15 protein-coding genes are annotated in these 16,331 nt (G+C 63.0%); 10 read left to right on the plus strand and 5 right to left on the minus strand.

The genetic code is table 11. The features are described 5' to 3' along the window. Window positions 1-62: 62 nt before the first annotated feature. Entirely contained in the window at window positions 63-2,909 is a 2,847-nt protein-coding gene (gene rapA / locus HU738_RS15230; protein WP_186601384.1) for an RNA polymerase-associated protein RapA, read from the minus strand. 132 nt (window positions 2,910-3,041) lie between these two features. Here rapA and HU738_RS15235 point away from each other — a divergent pair, with 132 nt between their 5' ends. From HU738_RS15235 to HU738_RS15260, 7 genes are all read left to right on the plus strand, one after another. Further along, complete coding sequence (locus tag HU738_RS15235; protein WP_186601385.1) at window positions 3,042-3,734, plus strand: M949_RS01915 family surface polysaccharide biosynthesis protein; 693 nt, start codon at window positions 3,042-3,044, stop codon at window positions 3,732-3,734. A 106-nt stretch (window positions 3,735-3,840) separates the two neighbouring features. Next, window positions 3,841-4,170, plus strand: coding sequence for an aspartate-semialdehyde dehydrogenase (locus tag HU738_RS15240; protein WP_176507420.1), 330 nt, complete (start codon window positions 3,841-3,843; stop codon window positions 4,168-4,170). A gap of 67 nt (window positions 4,171-4,237) precedes the next feature. Next, window positions 4,238-4,399 (plus strand): hypothetical protein, encoded by a 162-nt coding sequence (locus HU738_RS15245; protein ID WP_165837386.1) that lies wholly within the window; start codon window positions 4,238-4,240, stop codon window positions 4,397-4,399. Window positions 4,400-4,534: 135 nt separating this feature from the next. Next, entirely contained in the window at window positions 4,535-4,651 is a 117-nt protein-coding gene (gene ccoM, locus HU738_RS26135) for a cytochrome c oxidase subunit CcoM (RefSeq protein ID WP_054886936.1), read from the plus strand. A gap of 166 nt (window positions 4,652-4,817) precedes the next feature. Then, the gene (locus HU738_RS15250; RefSeq protein WP_186601386.1) at window positions 4,818-6,806 is read left to right on the plus strand and encodes an FUSC family protein; all 1,989 of its coding nucleotides are present in this window, start codon (window positions 4,818-4,820) and stop codon (window positions 6,804-6,806) included. Further along, the gene (locus HU738_RS15255; protein ID WP_054886934.1) at window positions 6,793-6,999 is read left to right on the plus strand and encodes a DUF1656 domain-containing protein; all 207 of its coding nucleotides are present in this window, start codon (window positions 6,793-6,795) and stop codon (window positions 6,997-6,999) included. Before HU738_RS15250 ends, HU738_RS15255 begins: the two co-directional genes overlap by 14 nt. A gap of 11 nt (window positions 7,000-7,010) precedes the next feature. After that, on the plus strand, window positions 7,011-7,880 hold the full coding sequence (locus tag HU738_RS15260; protein WP_186601387.1) for an efflux RND transporter periplasmic adaptor subunit: 870 nt from the start codon (window positions 7,011-7,013) through the stop codon (window positions 7,878-7,880). A 38-nt stretch (window positions 7,881-7,918) separates the two neighbouring features. Here HU738_RS15260 and HU738_RS15265 read toward each other — a convergent pair whose 3' ends face one another. Then, entirely contained in the window at window positions 7,919-8,677 is a 759-nt protein-coding gene (locus HU738_RS15265; protein WP_186601388.1) for an SDR family NAD(P)-dependent oxidoreductase, read from the minus strand. 112 nt (window positions 8,678-8,789) lie between these two features. On the opposite strand from HU738_RS15265, the gene HU738_RS15270 reads away from it, so the two are divergent. Both HU738_RS15270 and HU738_RS15275 read left to right on the plus strand, forming a co-directional pair. Then, a complete protein-coding gene (locus HU738_RS15270; RefSeq protein WP_186601389.1) occupies window positions 8,790-9,731 on the plus strand; it encodes a LysR family transcriptional regulator in 942 nt (313 codons plus the stop codon). Window positions 9,732-9,818: 87 nt separating this feature from the next. Continuing rightward, the gene (locus tag HU738_RS15275) at window positions 9,819-10,139 is read left to right on the plus strand and encodes a DUF2025 family protein (RefSeq protein ID WP_176507425.1); all 321 of its coding nucleotides are present in this window, start codon (window positions 9,819-9,821) and stop codon (window positions 10,137-10,139) included. 8 nt (window positions 10,140-10,147) lie between these two features. On the opposite strand, the gene HU738_RS15280 is transcribed toward HU738_RS15275, so the two are convergent. Both HU738_RS15280 and HU738_RS15285 read right to left on the minus strand, forming a co-directional pair. Further along, window positions 10,148-12,718: a bifunctional diguanylate cyclase/phosphodiesterase gene (locus tag HU738_RS15280; protein WP_186601390.1), complete on the minus strand. Its 2,571-nt coding sequence runs from the start codon at window positions 12,716-12,718 to the stop codon at window positions 10,148-10,150. A gap of 55 nt (window positions 12,719-12,773) precedes the next feature. Beyond that, on the minus strand, window positions 12,774-13,847 hold the full coding sequence (locus HU738_RS15285; RefSeq protein ID WP_186601398.1) for a diguanylate cyclase: 1,074 nt from the start codon (window positions 13,845-13,847) through the stop codon (window positions 12,774-12,776). Window positions 13,848-13,977: 130 nt separating this feature from the next. Between HU738_RS15285 and HU738_RS15290 the strand changes: the two genes are divergently transcribed. Further along, entirely contained in the window at window positions 13,978-15,072 is a 1,095-nt protein-coding gene (locus HU738_RS15290; RefSeq protein WP_186601391.1) for an MBL fold metallo-hydrolase, read from the plus strand. 2 nt (window positions 15,073-15,074) lie between these two features. Here the strand turns inward: HU738_RS15290 and HU738_RS15295 are convergent, their stop codons facing one another. Next, the gene (locus HU738_RS15295; RefSeq protein ID WP_054886928.1) at window positions 15,075-15,956 is read right to left on the minus strand and encodes a formate/nitrite transporter family protein; all 882 of its coding nucleotides are present in this window, start codon (window positions 15,954-15,956) and stop codon (window positions 15,075-15,077) included. Window positions 15,957-16,331 lie beyond the last annotated feature (375 nt).

Consider the following 16,331-nt stretch of genomic DNA (forward strand, 5'->3'; position numbering starts at 1 on the left):
ATAGCCAGTTGGCATAACGAACGGGAGGGGCGCAATCGCCCCCCAGTCCTATGGCAAGTCGATCAGCCGGCGACCAGCACACGGATCGCTTCAAGGCGCAGCGCAGCCTTGTCGAGCATCGCCAGGCCTTGTTCACGCTGCTTGCGCAGCGCTTCGATCTCGCTGTCACGCACGCTCGGGTTGACAGCTTGCAGGGCAGTCAGGCGTGCCAGCTCTTCATCGGCTTCGGCGACCAGGCGGCGCTGGGCTTCGGCCACACGCTCGACGTGCACTGGCATGACCTTGGCTTCACCGCCGCTGATGCGCTTGGCCAGCACGTCACGCTGGGCCTGGACGAACTTGTTGGCGCTGGCTCGTGGCACGCTTTCGAGCTGGTCGTTGAGGGTTTCGAACGCCACCCGCGAAGCCAGGTCGTTGCCGTTGGCATCGAGCAGGCAGCGCAGTGCTGCTGGCGGCAGGTAGCGGCCCAGTTGCAGGCTGCGGGGCGCCACCACTTCGCTGACGAACAGCAGTTCGAGCAGCACGGTACCCGGCTTGAGTGCCTTGTTCTTGATCAGCGCCACCGCCGTATTGCCCATCGAACCGGACAGCACCAGGTCCATGCCGCCCTGCACCATCGGGTGTTCCCAGGTCAGGAACTGCATGTCTTCCCGCGACAGCGCCTGGGCGCGGTCGTAGGTAATGGTCACGCCTTCGTCGTCGCCCAGCGGGAAGCTGGCGTCGAGCATCTTTTCGCTCGGCTTGAGGATGAGGGCGTTTTCCGAATGGTCTTCGCTGTCGATGCCGAAGGCGTCGAACAGGGTTTCCATGTAGATCGGCAGGGCGAATTGATCGTCTTGTTCAAGGATCGCCTCGACCAGTGCCTGGCCTTCGCCAGCACCACCGGAGTTGAGCTCCAGCAGGCGGTCACGGCCGCTGTGCAGCTCTGCCTCGAGGCGCTCGCGCTCGGCGCGGGCCTCGCTGACCAGCGCAGTCCAGGCCTTGGCATCGCCGCCTTCGAGCATCGGCAGCAGGCGCGGGCCGAACTGGTGCTGCAGGGCGTTTCCGGTCGGGCAGGTATTGAGGAAGGCGTTCAGGCCCTCGTGGTACCACTGGAACAGGCGCTCCTGCGGGCTGTCCTGCAGGTACGGGATGTGCAGTTCGATGGTGTGCTTCTGGCCGATCCGGTCGAGGCGGCCGATACGCTGTTCGAGCAGGTCCGGGTGGGCTGGCAGGTCGAACATCACCAGGTGATGGGCGAACTGGAAGTTACGGCCTTCACTGCCGATCTCGGAGCAGATCAGCACCTGGGCGCCGAACTCTTCGTCAGCGAAGTAGGCCGCGGCGCGGTCGCGTTCGAGGATGCTCATGCCTTCGTGGAACACCGTGGCCGGGATACCGGAGCGCACGCGCAGGGCGTCTTCCAGGTCCATGGCGGTTTCGGCGTGGGCGCAGATCACCAGGACCTTGGTGCGCTTGAGCATCTTCAGCGTGTCGATCAGCCAGTCGACCCGTGGGTCGAAGCGCCACCAGCGTTCGTCATCGCTGACGTCACCCTGGGCCTGGAAGGCCACCTCCGGGTACAGCTCGGCGTGTTCGCCGGCGGGCAGGTCCTGGTATTGCGCGGGGTTGGCCAGGGGATAGGGGTGCAGCTGGCGCTCGGGGAAGCCCTGGACGGCCGCACGGGTGTTGCGGAACAGCACGCGACCGGTGCCGTGGCGGTCGAGCAGTTCGCGGATCAGGCGGGCACTGGCCTGGGTATCGCCATCGTTGACTGCAGCCAGCAAGGCTTCGCCTTCGGCGCCGAGGAAGCCTTGGATGGTGGCATGGGCCTGGGGTGACAGGCGGCCTTCTTCGAGCAGCTCTTGCACGGCTTCGGCCACCGGGCGGTAGTTTTCGCTCTCGGCGCGGAACGCCGCGAGGTCGTGGAAACGGTTAGGGTCGAGCAGGCGCAGACGGGCGAAGTGGCTGTCCTGGCCGAGCTGTTCGGGGGTGGCAGTCAGCAGCAGCACGCCTGGGATGACTTGCGCCAGCTGCTCGACCAGGCCGTACTCTGCGCTGACCTGATCTTCGTGCCACACCAGGTGATGCGCCTCATCGACTACCATCAGGTCCCAGCCCGCGGCGAACAGCGCGTCCTGGGCCTTTTCGTCATCGACCAGCCATTCCAGGGCAACCAGCGCCAACTGGGCATCCTCGAACGGGTTGCTGGCGTCGCTTTCGATGAAGCGCTCGGCGTCGAACAGGGCGACCTGCAGGTTGAAGCGCCGGCGCATTTCCACCAGCCATTGGTGCTGGAGGTTTTCAGGGACCAGGATCAGCACGCGACTGGCGCGGCCCGACAGCAGCTGGCGGTGAATCACCAGGCCGGCTTCGATGGTCTTGCCCAGGCCCACTTCGTCGGCCAGCAATACACGCGGGGCGCTGCGGTCGGCGACTTCGCGGGCAATGTGCAACTGGTGGGCGATCGGTTGTGCACGGCAACCGCCCAGGCCCCAAAGCGACGACTGCATCTGCTTGCTGGTGTGGTGCAGGGTGTTGTAGCGCAGGCTGAACCACGACAGCGGGTCGATCTGCCCGGCGAACAGGCGGTCGCTGGCCAGGCGGAACTGGATGAAGTTCGACAGCTGGGTTTCCGGCAGGGTGCGCGCCTGGTTCTGGCCATCCAGGCCGTGGTAGACCATCAGCCCGTCGATGTCCTCGACCTCGCGGACGGTCAGCTTCCAGCCTTCGAAGTGCGTGATCTGGTCACCCGGAGAGAAACGCACGCGGGTCAGCGGCGCATTGCGCAGGGAATACTGGCGGGTATCGCCAGTGGCCGGGTAGAGCACGGTCAACAGGCGGCCATCCTGCGCCAGGATAGTCCCCAGGCCAAGCTCCGCTTCACTGTCGCTGATCCAGCGTTGCCCCGGTTGATACTGCTGCGCCATACTGCCTGAACTCCCGCGATGAAAAAGCCGGCTATGTTAACGGATAGGCCGGGCGGACCATAGACCAGAAGTCCATGAGTCTAGCTGTTTCATTGCAGAATACCGTCTTGCTGACGAGGGCTACGCACCGATATGCCGCTCAAGCACCGCTGGTTGCACACTTCCCTGGCCATAGCTAGCTTGCTGCTGGCCGCCTGTGAGCAGAAAAATTTCGAAACCTTGCCTGCGATCCCCGTCGAGCAGCTCGAAGTGCTGGGCGTGCAGACGCCGATCAAGAGCGTGCATTTCCGTGACCGCGACGGCGAAGGGCTGCTTGTGCTTAGCCGCAGCGATGGCCAGGCAGTCGATGCCGAGTCCGAGCAGGAGGTCGACAAGGTGGTGCTGAAGGCCACCCTGTATGGTCGCACCGCCGAGGGTGATGCGTTCAAGCCGCGTTGGCAGATCGAGCAGGAAACCACCTGCCCAGGGCTGGACCTGGATGTCGACTTCTATACCGATGTCAGTGATGTCAGTGACTTGAACAAGGACGGCGTCGCCGAAGTGACCGTGGCCAGCCACGCCTTCTGTGGTGGTGGCATCGACCCGCATGACATCGCCATCGAGATGCGCGAAGGGCAGAATGCCTACACCATCACTGGCCAGTCGCTGATCACCCCGGCAGGTGAAGAGCCGGTTGGTGGCGAACGTGAAGACAGCGCTTCGTTGAAGAACGCGCCCCAAGTGCTGCGTGAGCACATGGATGCGGTCTGGCAACAGGTCTACAAGCGGCCCTGGAGCGAAGCCAGCCCGCCAGCAGACGATGACCCTGAGGATGAAGCCGAGTAACGGCGGTCGATACTGGCAAGGCGCGGCTGTGGTGGCCGCACGTCCTCACCTTTGACGCTCAAGCTGGCTAACGGATGGCCGATACAGTGGGCACAGGAGAATTTCCATGCTGCCGCCGATCATCCCGCTCAGTGCTGCCCCCGTGACCTCGCAACATGACCCGGTCAAACAGACCCCCGACATCAAGCCGGTGGTGCCTGTGCAGCCTTCGTCCAACGAAAGCGCCATCGACCTCAAGCAGCAGCGCGATCCCCAGGAGCAAGCCTTGCTGCTGCGTGAAGAGCAGCGCCGCCAGCAGCGGCGCAACAATAAGGGTGATGAGGAGCGTTACAGCGCCGTGCCTGGCGATGAAGTCAACGCTGACAACACCGTACCGGTGGCGCCATTGATCGGTGATCATCCGCGCCAGGGCCTGCTGGTCGATATCGAAGTCTGACGCGGGGCTGGTCACGGCCAGCGCCTGGCTTCATGATGCAAGTCTCTGTAGATCGTCGAGCCTACCCATGAGCCAAGACAACCTCATCGACTTCGATGCCGAGCGCGCCAAGCGCATCCATGACCTCAAGGAAAAACGCCTGAACGAGGTGCGCCAGGCATTCGAGCAGGCCATGCCACTTGCCACCGCGAAGAAAAAGAAGCCCAAGGGCAAGCCCAAGAAGCGCTGAAACTTGACGCAGGTCAAACCTGCACCCGCCTCGCGTGCCCGGTCCCGGGCAGCATTGACTCTGATCAATTTTCCCCGCCGCCGTATTCGTTACCTTGCATCCATCGGACAACGGCAAACGAATCGGGAGGCCAGCATGTTCTTCGACAATGTGGTTATCGCGGGCGTGGTAACGGTCGGGTTGATGTTTGCATTCTTTGCCGGTCTGGGCATTTTCATCTGGAAGGACGCACAGAAGCGCAAGCCACGCTGACCTTCCGGATCCACGAGCACGCAAGGCATTTAGGGCGACTTCGGTCGCCTTTTTTTTGCCTGCGTTTTTGTCGCTAAAGATGATTAGCTAGCTAATTAATCGTCTCGTGGGTATCCTTCGCTGCGTTGTCTATCGTTTATCAATACACCCCCACAAGGTCCGTTACGTGCCCATCACCTTCCAGGCCCTTTTCGCACCCAGCAGCCTTGCCATCAAGTTCGCCATCAAGACCCTGCTAGGTGCGGGCCTGGCACTGTGGCTGGCCATGCGCTGGGGGCTGGAGCAACCGTCCTGGGCATTGATGACCGCATTCATCGTCGCCCAACCGTTGTCCGGGATGGTGGTGCAGAAGGGCCTGGCGCGGCTGGCGGGTACCTTGGTCGGCACGCTGATGTCGGTGGTGTTCATCGGCCTGTTCGCCCAGGCCCCCTGGTTGTTCCTGATCACCCTGGCATTGTGGCTGGCCCTGTGCACGGCGGCCTCCACACAGCTGCGCAGTGCCTGGGCCTATTCGTTCGTGCTGGCCGGCTATACCGCCGCCATCATCGCCTTGCCTGCCATCAGTCATCCCTTGCAGGTGTTCGACCAGGCGGTGGCACGTTGCACCGAAATCTGCCTGGGTATCTTCTGCGCCACGGCCAGCAGTGCGCTGATCTGGCCCATGCGGGTCGAGCAGCAGCTCGCCGGGCAGGCTCGTCAGGCGTGGCAGAATGGCCTGCAGGCGGCAAGCGCCATGCTCGGCGGCGAAGATGAAGCGCGCAAAGGGTTGCTGGACAGCCTCGGCCGTATAGTCGCCATCGATACCCAGCGTGAGCACGCCTGGTTCGAGGGCCGACGCGGCCGGCTGCGGGCCAAGGCCATTCGCGGGTTGAGCCAGAAGCTCATGGTGTTGCTGCGTATTTCACGCTCGGTCCGTCGGCAGTGGCGGCAGCTGGACGAGCGCGAAACCGCGCACCTCGGTCCTTGGCTCGAAGAGCTGCGAGCCCTGCTGGTCAAACCTGATCAGCCGAGCCTGCTGGTGCTGCGCCAGCGCATCTGGGACGCCGCGCATGACGAGCAGATCAGTTCTGCCGAGCACTTCTGCCTGGCACGCATGGCCTTGTTGCTGGACTTCGCCATGGCTGCTACCCAGGCCTTGGACGATGTCGAGGCGGGCAGGGCGCCGAAGGATGTCGCCCAGGGCCTGGCGGCGCACCGCGACTGGTCGCTGGCTTTGTTGTTCGGTTCACGCAGCGCCTTGGCCTTCCTGGTCATGAGCAGCTTCTGGCTGGCCACTGCCTGGCCGTCGGCGCCGGGCGGCCTGGTGCTGACCTGCGTGGTCTGTAGCCTGTTCGCCAGCCGCGAGAATGGCGCACAGATCGGTCTGAGCTTCTTGCGCGGCATCTTCCTGGCGATCCCGACGGCCTTTCTGGTCGGGCAGATCATCCTGCCGCAGTGGAGTAGCTTCGCCATGCTCTGCCTGGGCATGGGCGTGCCGCTGTTCTTTGGTGCGCTGGGCATGGCCCATCCGCGTACCGGTGCCACCGCGACCTCTTATTGCCTGCACTTCATCGTGCTGGTGTCGCCGCTCAATGCCATGACCTTCGGGGTGGCGACCATGCTCAACAGCGCCCTGGCCATGTTGGTGGGCGTGGGCGCCGCCGTGTTGGCGTTCCGCCTGCTGGTGTTCCGCCACCCGGCCTGGCTTGGCCGGCGCCTGCGCGCCGCGACCCAGAGTGACCTGGTGCGCCTGACCCGGCGCGATCTGCGCGGTGCCGACAGTTGGTTTGGCGGGCGCATGGCCGACCGCCTGATGCAATTGGCCCGGCATGCCAGCGAATTGCCGGCCACCGAGCGCAAGCGCTGGGATGACGGATTGCATGGGCTGGATATCGGTGACGAACTGGTGCATCTGCGCATGTGCCTGGCGGTGGCCCAGGTGCCGTTGGGGGCTGCGGAGCGCGAGTACCTGCAGCAGGTCGAAGCGGTACTGGCCAAAGGCCCGGCGGTAGGCCGCGAGCAGCGCCTGGATGCGGCCAGCGAGCGGTTCATCGCGGCTTTGCAACGAGCGCCGGCCAGTGACCCGTTGCGCCTTGCCCAAGGTGCGGTGCTGCAGTTGCAGAAGAGCTGGGGAAAATGGTGCCGTTCGCAGGGGGATGAACATGGGCTTGCGTGAGTGGGAGCTGGGCGGTGTGCTGCTCAGCCCGTTCCTGATTTACGTGCTGATGGCGCTGGCGCTGACCGGCGTGCTGCGCCTGCTGGTGCAGGCCACACCGTTGGGGCGCTGGATCTGGCATGAAGCGCTGTTCGACACGGCGTTGTTCGTTTGTGTGCTGTTCCTGGTGGTTCGCCTGCTGGGGCCTTTGTAAGGAGTGATTCGATGCGTGCTGTCGTTCGTGTGCTGGTGACCCTGTGCGTGGTCGCCATTGCCGTTCTGGCCGGTTTCAAGCTCTGGCAGTACTACATGCTCACGCCGTGGACGCGTGATGCCAGGGTGCGCGCCGATGTGGTGGTGATCGCCCCGGATGTGTCTGGATGGGTGCGTGAGCTCAAGGTGCAGGACAACCAGCAGGTCAAGGCGGGCGACCTGTTGATGAGCATTGATCGCGAGCGCTTCCAGGCCGCCTTCGACCAGGCCAGCGCGGTGGCTGAAACCCGCGCCCAGCAGTTGCACCTGCGTGAGCGTGAAGCGGCGCGGCGCACGGCCTTGGGCCCGGAGGCGATCAGTGCCGAGCTGCGCGAAAACGCCCAGATCAACGCCGCCATAGCCCGTGGTGAACTGCACGAGGCCGAAGCCCAGTTGCAGGTGGCGAAGATCAACCTGGCGCGCAGCGAAGTGCGGGCGCCGCGTAGCGGGCATATCACCAACCTGCGCCTGGCCGAGGGCAACTATGTCAATACCGGCCAATCGGTGATGGCCCTGGTGGATGATTCGACGTTCTACATCCAGGCCTATTTCGAGGAGACCAAGCTGCCGCGCATTCAGGTTGGCGACGAGGTCAAGGTCTGGCTGATGGGCGCAGGCAATGCCATGCAGGGCCATGTGGAAAGCATCAGCCGTGGTATCACCGACAGCAACAGCAACCCGGACAGCCAGCTGCTGCCGGTGGTGGAACCGACCTTCAACTGGGTGCGGCTGGCGCAGCGCATACCGGTACGGATCAGGCTGGACCAGATTCCTGAGGACGTGCACCTGAGCGCGGGAATGACCGCCAGCGTGCAGGTGCATGAGCATCAGGCGGAACGATGAGGCCATGGGGGCCGTAAAGCGGCCCCGTCTTTGCGGCCTTAAAGGAACATCCCGCCCGACACTTCCAGCCGCTGCCCGGTAATCCAGCCATTGCCTTCATCCAGCAGCAGCGCAATGGCAGCGCCGATATCGTCCGGTAACCCGACCCGCCCCAGCGCAGTATTGCCGGCAATGAAATCATTGACCTGCTGGTTGTCGCGCACAACTCCGCCACCAAAGTCAGTCTCGATCGCCCCCGGCGCGAGGATATTGGCCCGAATGCCGCGTGCCCCCAGTTCCTTGGCCTGATACCGGGTCAATACCTCCATCGCGCCCTTCATGGCCGCATAGGCGGCATACCCGGGCAGTGCAAAACGCGCGAGCCCGGACGACACGTTGACGATCCGCCCGCCATCGACCAGCAACGGCAGCAGCCGTTGGGTGAGGAAGAATGGCCCTTTGAGCTGAATGTTCAGCAACTGGTCGAATTGTGCCTCGGTGGTTTCGCTGAACGGCACATTCAGGCCGATACCGGCGTTGTTGACCAGGAAATCGAAGCGCTCACGGCCGAAGCGTTGCTGCAAGGTCGTGCCCAGGCGTTCGGCAAAGCTGGCGAAGCTGCTGCAGTCGCCGACGTCCAGTTGCAGCATGACAGCCTTGGCGCCAGCCGCTTCGAGGGCCTTGGCCACCTGCTGGGCCTCGTCAGCCTTGCTGTGGTAGGTGCCGATGATGTCGATACCGCGTGCAGCCAGATGTTCGGCGGCATTGCGGCCCAGGCCACGGCTGGCGCCAGTGATCAGCGCGATCTTGCGAGTCATGTCGTATCCCTCTTGGGTGGTGGATGAAGGACAGGTTATTGATCGCGTTACGGCTGTTAAATCCAGCAGAATCGGAAATACTGTTCGTGTGTTTCGAACAGTCGGGGTGAAGATGAACAAGCTGGAACTGCTGCGCACGTTTGTTCGGGTCAGCGAATTGAGCAGTTTCACCCTGGCGGCAGACAGCCTGGGCCTGCCACGCTCGACGGTATCGGAGCAGGTCAGGGCGCTTGAGCAGTTACTCGGCACGCGCCTGTTCAACCGCACCACGCGGCGCGTCCAGGCGACCCAGGACGGTGTTCTGCTGTATGAGCGCAGCAAGGATTTGCTGTCGGGCATGGACGAGATCGAGAGCCTGTTCCGTGCCGATGATACCGAACTGGCCGGCTGCTTGCGGATCGACATGCCGACCATGATGGCCCGCCGGGTGATCATTCCAGCCTTGCCGCAGTTCCTGTCACGATTTCCCAGGCTGGAGGTGGAGATCAGTTGCACCGATCGACACGTTGACCTGCTGCGCGAAGGTTTCGACTGTGTGATGCGCATCGGTGCGCTGAGCGACCTGGATGTCGCGGCGCGGCCTGTCGGCCAGTTGAGCATGCGTAATTGCGCCAGCCCCGCCTACCTTGCCCGTTGCGGGGTGCCGCAACGCCTGGAAGACCTGGCCGGGCACTGCCTGGTTCACTATGTGCGCAACCTGGGGGCGCGCAGTGCCGGTTTTGAATATGTGCAGGGTGGCCAGGTGTGCTTTCAGCCCATGGGCGGCGCGGTCACGGTCAATAACGCCGAGGCCTATTCGGCGGCATGCCTGGCGGGCCTTGGTTTGATCCAGGTGCCGGCAGTGGGTGTCGCGCATCACCTGGCAAGCGGCGAGTTGGTAGAGGTCATGCACGGCTGGCAGGCCCAGGCCATGCCGGTGTCCTTGTTGTATGCCCGGCAACGCCATGTACCACGTCGTGTCCAGGCTTTCATGAGCTGGCTGGGCGGGTTGCTGGCGTCGCAGGTCGACCCGCTGCCGGGCAACGAAAACCTTGGCACAACGATGAGCACATGAGCTAGGCTGCCCACTGCGCGTCGCCCATCAGAGGCGACCGTTACCTGCCTGGCGTGCGTCACTTCCGTTCATTTGCGAGGTTACGTCATGGCCATCACTTCCCAAGACATCTGCAGCGCTGCCGACCAGCTCAATGGCTTTGTCGGTTTTCATCGCAAGCGCGGCGTCCATATCGTGCGGTTTTCCGAGGACGCGTTCGGCATGGACGTGGCGGATGACAGCATCACCCCCTGCAGCGAGTTCGTCTGGCGGCCGCAACAGGACGCGCGCATGGCGCTGTGCCGGGAGCGTCTGGCACTGTTGCTGGAGCAGCATGTGGACGACCGGCTGAACATTGGCGAGCCGTTGCGCATCTACCTTCGGCGCAGTGACCTTCCGGAAATCGTGGCTGAGCGCTCGCTGCGCTGAGCCGCGGTTCAAGAGGCGTTTGCGGCCCAGCCAGGCTCCTGTTGCAACAATCGCTCGAAGCCGGCCTTGTCCAGAGGCCGGCTCAGGTAATAGCCCTGCACTTCATGGCAGCGGTCGTTCTGCAGTGCCAGCAATTGTTGCTCGGTCTCCACGCCCTCGGCCGTCACCGTCAGCCCCATCGCCTCACCCAGGTTGATGATTGCCTGTACCACGGCGCGGTCGCTTCCCGTGTTGTTGGCCAGGCCGGCGATGAAACGCTTGTCGATCTTGATGCTGTCGAACGGGTAGGTCCGCAGGTAGCCCAGCGAGGAATAGCCGGTGCCGAAATCATCCATGTTCAGCCGCACGCCCAGTTCCTTGAGCGCAAGCATGGTGCCCAGGGCGCCTTCGATGTTGTTGAGCATCACATTCTCGGTAATTTCCAGCTCGAGCCGCTGAGCAGGAAAGCCGGTTTGCAAGAGGATTTCGCGCATGTCGGCGACCACGTCACTGCGCATGAATTGCGCAGGTGACAGGTTTACTGAAACCAGCAGAGGGGCGGGCCAGTCGCGGGCGCTGCGGCAGGCCTCGCTCAGCACCCAGCGGCCGAGGGCAACGATCAGGTCGCTTTGCTCGGCCAACGGGATGAAGGTATCCGGCGCGAGCAGGCCTTCCTGCGGGTGCTGCCAGCGCAGCAAGGCCTCGACCGAGACGATGCGCAAATCGTTCAGGCGATAGCGTGGCTGGTAGTGGAGGACGAGCTCGTTGTTCTTCAGGGCGCGGCGTAAATCGTTTTCCAGTTGGCGGCGGTACTGGATCTGCTGGTTCATCGCGGCAGCGAAGTAGCGCCAAGTGCCCTTGCCGTCGACCTTGGCCTGGTACAGGGCGATATCGGCGCAGCGGATCAGCTCGCCAGCATCGAAGCCCGGCTCGCGCGTCTGGGCAATGCCGATGCTGACACCAATGTCCAGTTGCTGGTTTTCAAACGCAATGGGTTGCTGCAGCAGTTCGATCAGGCGCCGGCAGAGGCGGTCGATTTCGCTGCGGTTATCCAAGCCTTGCAGTACCAGGACGAACTCATCACCGCCCAGGCGCGCCACCAGGTCGACGTCGCGTGTGGTGTCGCGCAGGCGTGCAGCCACTTCCTGCAGCACGGCATCACCTGCGGTATGGCCGAGGGAGTCGTTGATCGGCTTGAAGTTGTCCAGGTCGAGCAGCAGCAAGGTCAGCGGCGGTGAGTCGCTGCCGCGCAACAGCGCCTGTTCGAGGTGCCTGGCCAGCTTGTTGCGATTGGCCAGGCCGGTCAGTGGGTCGTGCAACGACAGGTGCTGTATGCGCGCGTGGGCCTCGACTTCGTCGGTGATATCGCTGGCCGTACCGCGAAAGCCGACGGGCTTGCCGTCGAGCTTGATGGCCCGTGCCGATATGCGGCAATAGCGGCTCAGGCCGTTGTGGTCGGGGTAGGCGCAACGCAGGTTGGCCGGTTGTTCCGAGTCGGCCTCGATCTGCCCATCGAGCCAGGCTGATAACGGCGTGGTTTCGCAGCTGAGCAGTTGATTGAGGGGTTGGCCAAGCCATGTCTCGACCGGGTCGCCGGTAACACTGACGAAGCGCTGGGAAAGGTAGGTGAGCCGTTGCTGTCGGTCGGTTTCCCAGATCCAGTCGGAGCAGGCCTCGGCCACTGCGCGAAAACGTTGCTCACTGGCCTCGAGCGCCTGATTGCTCGTTTGCAGGTGCTGCAGGCTGAGGTCGATGACGCGGGCGTTGCGCAACGCCAGACGAAACAGGTAGAGCATCACCAAGCCCAGTATCAGCAGCGCGCAGAGCAAGGGCGGCAGTACGGCCCAGAGCAGCTGCCGACCGGGCACCGGGCTGCTCCAGGCCAGGCGATAGCCGGTGTCGCCCAAGGCAATCTGCTGGCGACCGGGCTCGGGCTCCTCGTTCTTTTCTATATGCATGTGCGCAAGGCCAGCCACTTCGCCCAGGTGCGCGAGCTTGGCTTCGGTCAGCTGGTCGATAAATAGCATGACCGGTGCCTGGCTCACCTCTGCTGCGGTGACGTCCTTGTCCGGGCGCACGGCGGCAGCACTGAGTACCGCCGGCCAGTTGTTGAACAGGACGAAACGGTTGACCTGCCCGCGAGCGCTAGCGGCTGAGCGTGCGGCCGCGATGATTTCAGGCAGGGGCGCATCGATGAAACTGCCCGCAGCTGCCTCGGTAGGCGCACCTTTGAACAGCGCGTAGCGGGTGTGCTGGTCATCGACCACGAACACACCTTCGTAGCCGCTGGCACTGTACAGCGATTCGCCGACGTTCTTTTCTTCATAGGCCCAGTGCCAGTCGACCTTGCCTGCCAGGTGTTCGAAGGCGGCGTCCCACACTGCATAGCTGGACAGAAACTGCCGTGAGGCCAGCAGGCGTTGTTTCAGCGCCTGGCTGGCATGGAAGGCGCTGCGTTGTTTTTCCTGCTGGTCGAGGGTGGACGCGATGTTGAACAGTGCGCCGAGGGTGATCAGGCAGACCACGCCGAACACCACGCAGAAAAAACCGATCAGACGACGGACGTGAAGGTGAGGGAGAGGGCTGGCGGTCCTGGCCATGCGCAAACGACTCCTTGTTGACTGCAACTCCCAGCCGGGCAATCAGCAAGGAGGCTCAGTCAGGATAGGCCAGCCTGAGCGCGGTGGCCTCGCCTTGGGCGAAATTGATCTGGTCGCGCCCGCGGCGCTTGGCGCTGTACAGTGCCTTGTCGGCCTGCTCCAGCCAGTGCTCGGCGGACTGCAGGTCGGCGTGGAAAGCCGCCAGGCCGATGCTCAAGCTGATGCGCAGGTGCGGCAGCTGTGGGTTGCGGTAGCTGGCGACGTGCTCACGCAAACGCTCCATGGCCTGGCAGGCCTGGGCTTCACTGGCGTCGGGCAGGATCACGCAGAACTCGTCGCCGCCGTAACGCCCGGCTTGGTCGGATTCGCGAAGGGTGCGCTTGAGCGCCTCGCTCATCTGGCGCAGCACACAATCACCGACCACATGGCCGAAGGTGTCGTTGATGGTCTTGAAGTGATCGATGTCGATGAGTGCGATCACGGCCGCGGACGGTTGGTGCCGGCAGGCCTGGAACCTGAGCAGCAGCAGGTCTTTCCAGGCACCATGATTAAGCAGGCCGGTCAGGCTGTCGGTCAGGCTCAGGGCGCTGAGGCGACGCTTGTGCTCTCCCAGCTTGATCGCCAGGCGGTAGCAGACCCAGCCCAGTGCCATCGGGTAGAGGGTCAGCATTGGCAGGCAAGCGTAGATCTGCAGCGCCGTGGCGGTCAGCTCTAGCCCGGTGCCCAGCAACGCGCTACCCAGCAGCATGCCGGCCAGCTGCGCGATTACCCCGCGAACGATCAGGCGCTTGCCGCCTGCGGCCACGTTGTTCATGGTCATCATCGACAGCACGGTCACGGTTGGCAGCGGGTTGAAGTGCATGGCCGCGGTCCAGAAGCCACCCAGCAGCGAGTCCAGCAGCAGGTTGCGTTGTTCGGCCTGATAAGGGGCTGCCGAACGTGTTGCCCATAGATAGGCAACATGGGGCCACAGCAGACCGTTGAACAGCAACAGCACCCAGACCCAGGTTGGCGGCGCCAGCGGTGCCACGCCGGCGGCTACGCTGAACAGGCCGATCCCCAGGCCGATGACACGCGGCAGGTAGATGCGTTTGACGAAAGAAAGTCCCTTGCCGCTGCGATTGTCCATCATGGTCGTTGTTCTTCTGCTGGGGTGCCGTTTATCGCATAACTCACGTGAATATTGTCGAACAGTGTTTCATCGACGAAAAATGACCTTACAAGCCAATTCACGGTTGATGTGATCCCAGTGGGGTAACATGAAGCCTTTCCTCTTGCTTGGAGTGCTGCTGCTCATGGCTCCCACGGCTAATCCTGGCGACCAACCGGCGCCACAGCGGGACGGACGTTTTCACAACCAGGCCAGCCTGCCGCAGGATGGCGTGCTCAAGAAGCTGCGCATCGGCCTCAAGTACCTTTTTCTGCGCAAGCCGGCGGAAACCCGGCCGGCAACCGCGATCAGCGTGCAGCCGATGACCCGCCAGCAGGTGCTCGATGCACCGGACCACAGCCTGTGGCGCCTGGGCCACTCCACGGTATTGCTCAAGCTGCGCGGTCGCTACTTCATTACCGACCCGGTGTTTGCCGAACGCGCCTCGCCGGTGCAGTGGGCCGGGCCGCTGCGCTTTCATGCGCCACCGCTGGCGCTGGATGAGTTGCCGCCGCTGACGGCGGTGATTCTGTCCCATGACCATTTCGACCATCTGGATGAGCAGGCGATACGCCGACTGGCCCTGCGTGCCGAGCGCTTTCTGGCGCCGCTCGGGGTGGGTGACTTGCTGATCGAATGGGGAGTGCCTGCGGCAAAGGTCGTGCAACTGGACTGGTGGCAGGAAACCGAAGTCGAGGGTGTGCGTTTCGTCGCCACGCCCGCGCAACATTTTTCAGGACGCGGCCTGTTCGACAGCAACCGCACCTTGTGGGCTTCCTGGGTGCTGATAGACGACCAGACGCGTGTCTACTTCAGCGGTGATACCGGTTACTTCAAGGGGTTTGCCGAAATCGGCGAGCGCTTCGGGCCGTTCGACCTGACATTGATCGAGACCGGTGCCTACAACGTGGCCTGGCCCAACGTGCACATGCAACCAGAGCAGAGCCTGCAGGCACATCTGGACCTGCGTGGGCGCTGGATGCTGCCGATCCATAACGGCACCTTCGACCTGTCCATCCACGGATGGCAGGAGCCGTTCGAACGTATTGTCGCCCTGGCAGCGGCGGCCCAGGTGCGCCTGAGCACGCCTCAGATGGGCGAACGGGTAAGTATCGACTCTCCCCATGAGGGCCAGAACTGGTGGCAGCCGCACCCCACGCATCAGCGGGGCAGGGCGGTCGAACGGGCATTGGCAGCGCGCTGAGTTCAATTCCGGCCTTGTCGACGCTCTTCGTCCTTTAATAGCTGCGATGGCGGCTTGCCGCTGTCGCTGCGCACCTGTGCATGGCTGATCAGGGCAAAGATGAAACTGCCGCCTACGATATTGCCCGCCAGGGTCGGCAAGGCGAACTCCAGCCAGAAGCTGCGCCAGGTTTCGTCGCCCGCCCACACCAGGTAGGACACTTCCACCGAACCCACGACGATATGGGTGAAGTCGCCCAGCGCCATCAGGTAGGTGATCATGAGGATGATCCAGATCTTGGCATGCTCCATGGACGGGATCATCCAGACCATGGTGGCGATCATCCAACCCGAAACGATGCCTTTGGCGAACATCTGGCTGATGTCGTTCTGCATGACTTTGCGCCCGACTTCGAGGAAGGCCACGTCGGTCTTGCTGTCGAAGATCGGTAGTTCGAGCATTACCCAGGCTACCAGCAAGGTGCCCGCCAGGTTGCCGAGCAGCACTACGCCCCACAGCCGCAGCAAGCGCCCGAGGTTGGCCAGGCTTGGCGTGGTCATGACCGGCAGCACGGCGGTGAGGGTGTTTTCGGTAAAGAGTTGCTGGCGTGCCAGGATCACCGCAAGAAAGCCGGCGCTGTAGCCAATGCTGGCGATGACCTGGGCGCTCCCGCCTTCGGGCAACCGCGCATAGAACAGCCCCATGGCCATCAGTGACAGGCCCATGGTCAGGCCGGCGGCAAGGGCAGACCACCAGAGTGCAGCGAGTGTGCGCTCCAGTTCCTGGTCGCCCTGGTATCGAATGATCTCGTGCAGTACCGCAGCCCGCGGCGGCTGGTTATGGCTGACTTCCTTCTCTTCGTCCGCCGACAGGCCAGGGGTCTTTTCGCTCTGCGCATCGCTCATGGTCGTTACGCTCCAAGGGGGGGATTCTCTACAGAGCGGTGCAGCATGCATTTAGTTGCCAAGCCGCTGCAGAGGCCTCTCTAAAGTTTTTTCAGATCAAGGTGTTGACTCTGATTTCAAAGCGCGTATTATTCGCCTCCTCGCAGCGTTGAACGCAACGAGGCAGGCGTAAGTTGTTGAAGTTGAAGGCTTTTGAAAGAAATTGGTTTCGAAAAACTTCAAAATAAACGCTTGACAGCAAATGAGGAAGGCGTAGAATGCGCGCCTCGGTTGAGGCGAAACGCTCTTGGCCAAACGCTCTTTAACAAATTGAATCAAGCAATTCGTGTGGGTGCTTGTGAGTACGGACTGATAGTCACAAAGATTATCAGCATC

The sequence above is a fragment of the Pseudomonas vlassakiae genome (assembly GCF_014269035.2).
Classification (GTDB): domain Bacteria; phylum Pseudomonadota; class Gammaproteobacteria; order Pseudomonadales; family Pseudomonadaceae; genus Aquipseudomonas; species Aquipseudomonas vlassakiae.

Excerpts from the sequence above, each read along its gene's own strand:
- HU738_RS15280 (WP_186601390.1), bottom strand. The coding sequence starts at position 12,718 with ATGGCCAGGACCGCCAGCCCTCTCCCTCACCTTCACGTCCGTCGTCTG.
- HU738_RS15265 (WP_186601388.1), bottom strand. The coding sequence starts at position 8,677 with ATGACTCGCAAGATCGCGCTGATCACTGGCGCCAGCCGTGGCCTGGGC.
- HU738_RS15275 (WP_176507425.1), top strand. The coding sequence starts at position 9,819 with ATGGCCATCACTTCCCAAGACATCTGCAGCGCTGCCGACCAGCTCAAT.
- ccoM (WP_054886936.1), top strand. The coding sequence starts at position 4,535 with ATGTTCTTCGACAATGTGGTTATCGCGGGCGTGGTAACGGTCGGGTTG.
- HU738_RS15240 (WP_176507420.1), top strand. The coding sequence starts at position 3,841 with ATGCTGCCGCCGATCATCCCGCTCAGTGCTGCCCCCGTGACCTCGCAA.
- HU738_RS15290 (WP_186601391.1), top strand. The coding sequence starts at position 13,978 with ATGAAGCCTTTCCTCTTGCTTGGAGTGCTGCTGCTCATGGCTCCCACG.
- HU738_RS15295 (WP_054886928.1), bottom strand. The coding sequence starts at position 15,956 with ATGAGCGATGCGCAGAGCGAAAAGACCCCTGGCCTGTCGGCGGACGAA.
- HU738_RS15235 (WP_186601385.1), top strand. The coding sequence starts at position 3,042 with ATGCCGCTCAAGCACCGCTGGTTGCACACTTCCCTGGCCATAGCTAGC.
- HU738_RS15255 (WP_054886934.1), top strand. The coding sequence starts at position 6,793 with ATGGGCTTGCGTGAGTGGGAGCTGGGCGGTGTGCTGCTCAGCCCGTTC.
- rapA (WP_186601384.1), bottom strand. The coding sequence starts at position 2,909 with ATGGCGCAGCAGTATCAACCGGGGCAACGCTGGATCAGCGACAGTGAA.
- HU738_RS15285 (WP_186601398.1), bottom strand. The coding sequence starts at position 13,847 with ATGGACAATCGCAGCGGCAAGGGACTTTCTTTCGTCAAACGCATCTAC.
- HU738_RS15270 (WP_186601389.1), top strand. The coding sequence starts at position 8,790 with ATGAACAAGCTGGAACTGCTGCGCACGTTTGTTCGGGTCAGCGAATTG.
- HU738_RS15245 (WP_165837386.1), top strand. The coding sequence starts at position 4,238 with ATGAGCCAAGACAACCTCATCGACTTCGATGCCGAGCGCGCCAAGCGC.
- HU738_RS15260 (WP_186601387.1), top strand. The coding sequence starts at position 7,011 with ATGCGTGCTGTCGTTCGTGTGCTGGTGACCCTGTGCGTGGTCGCCATT.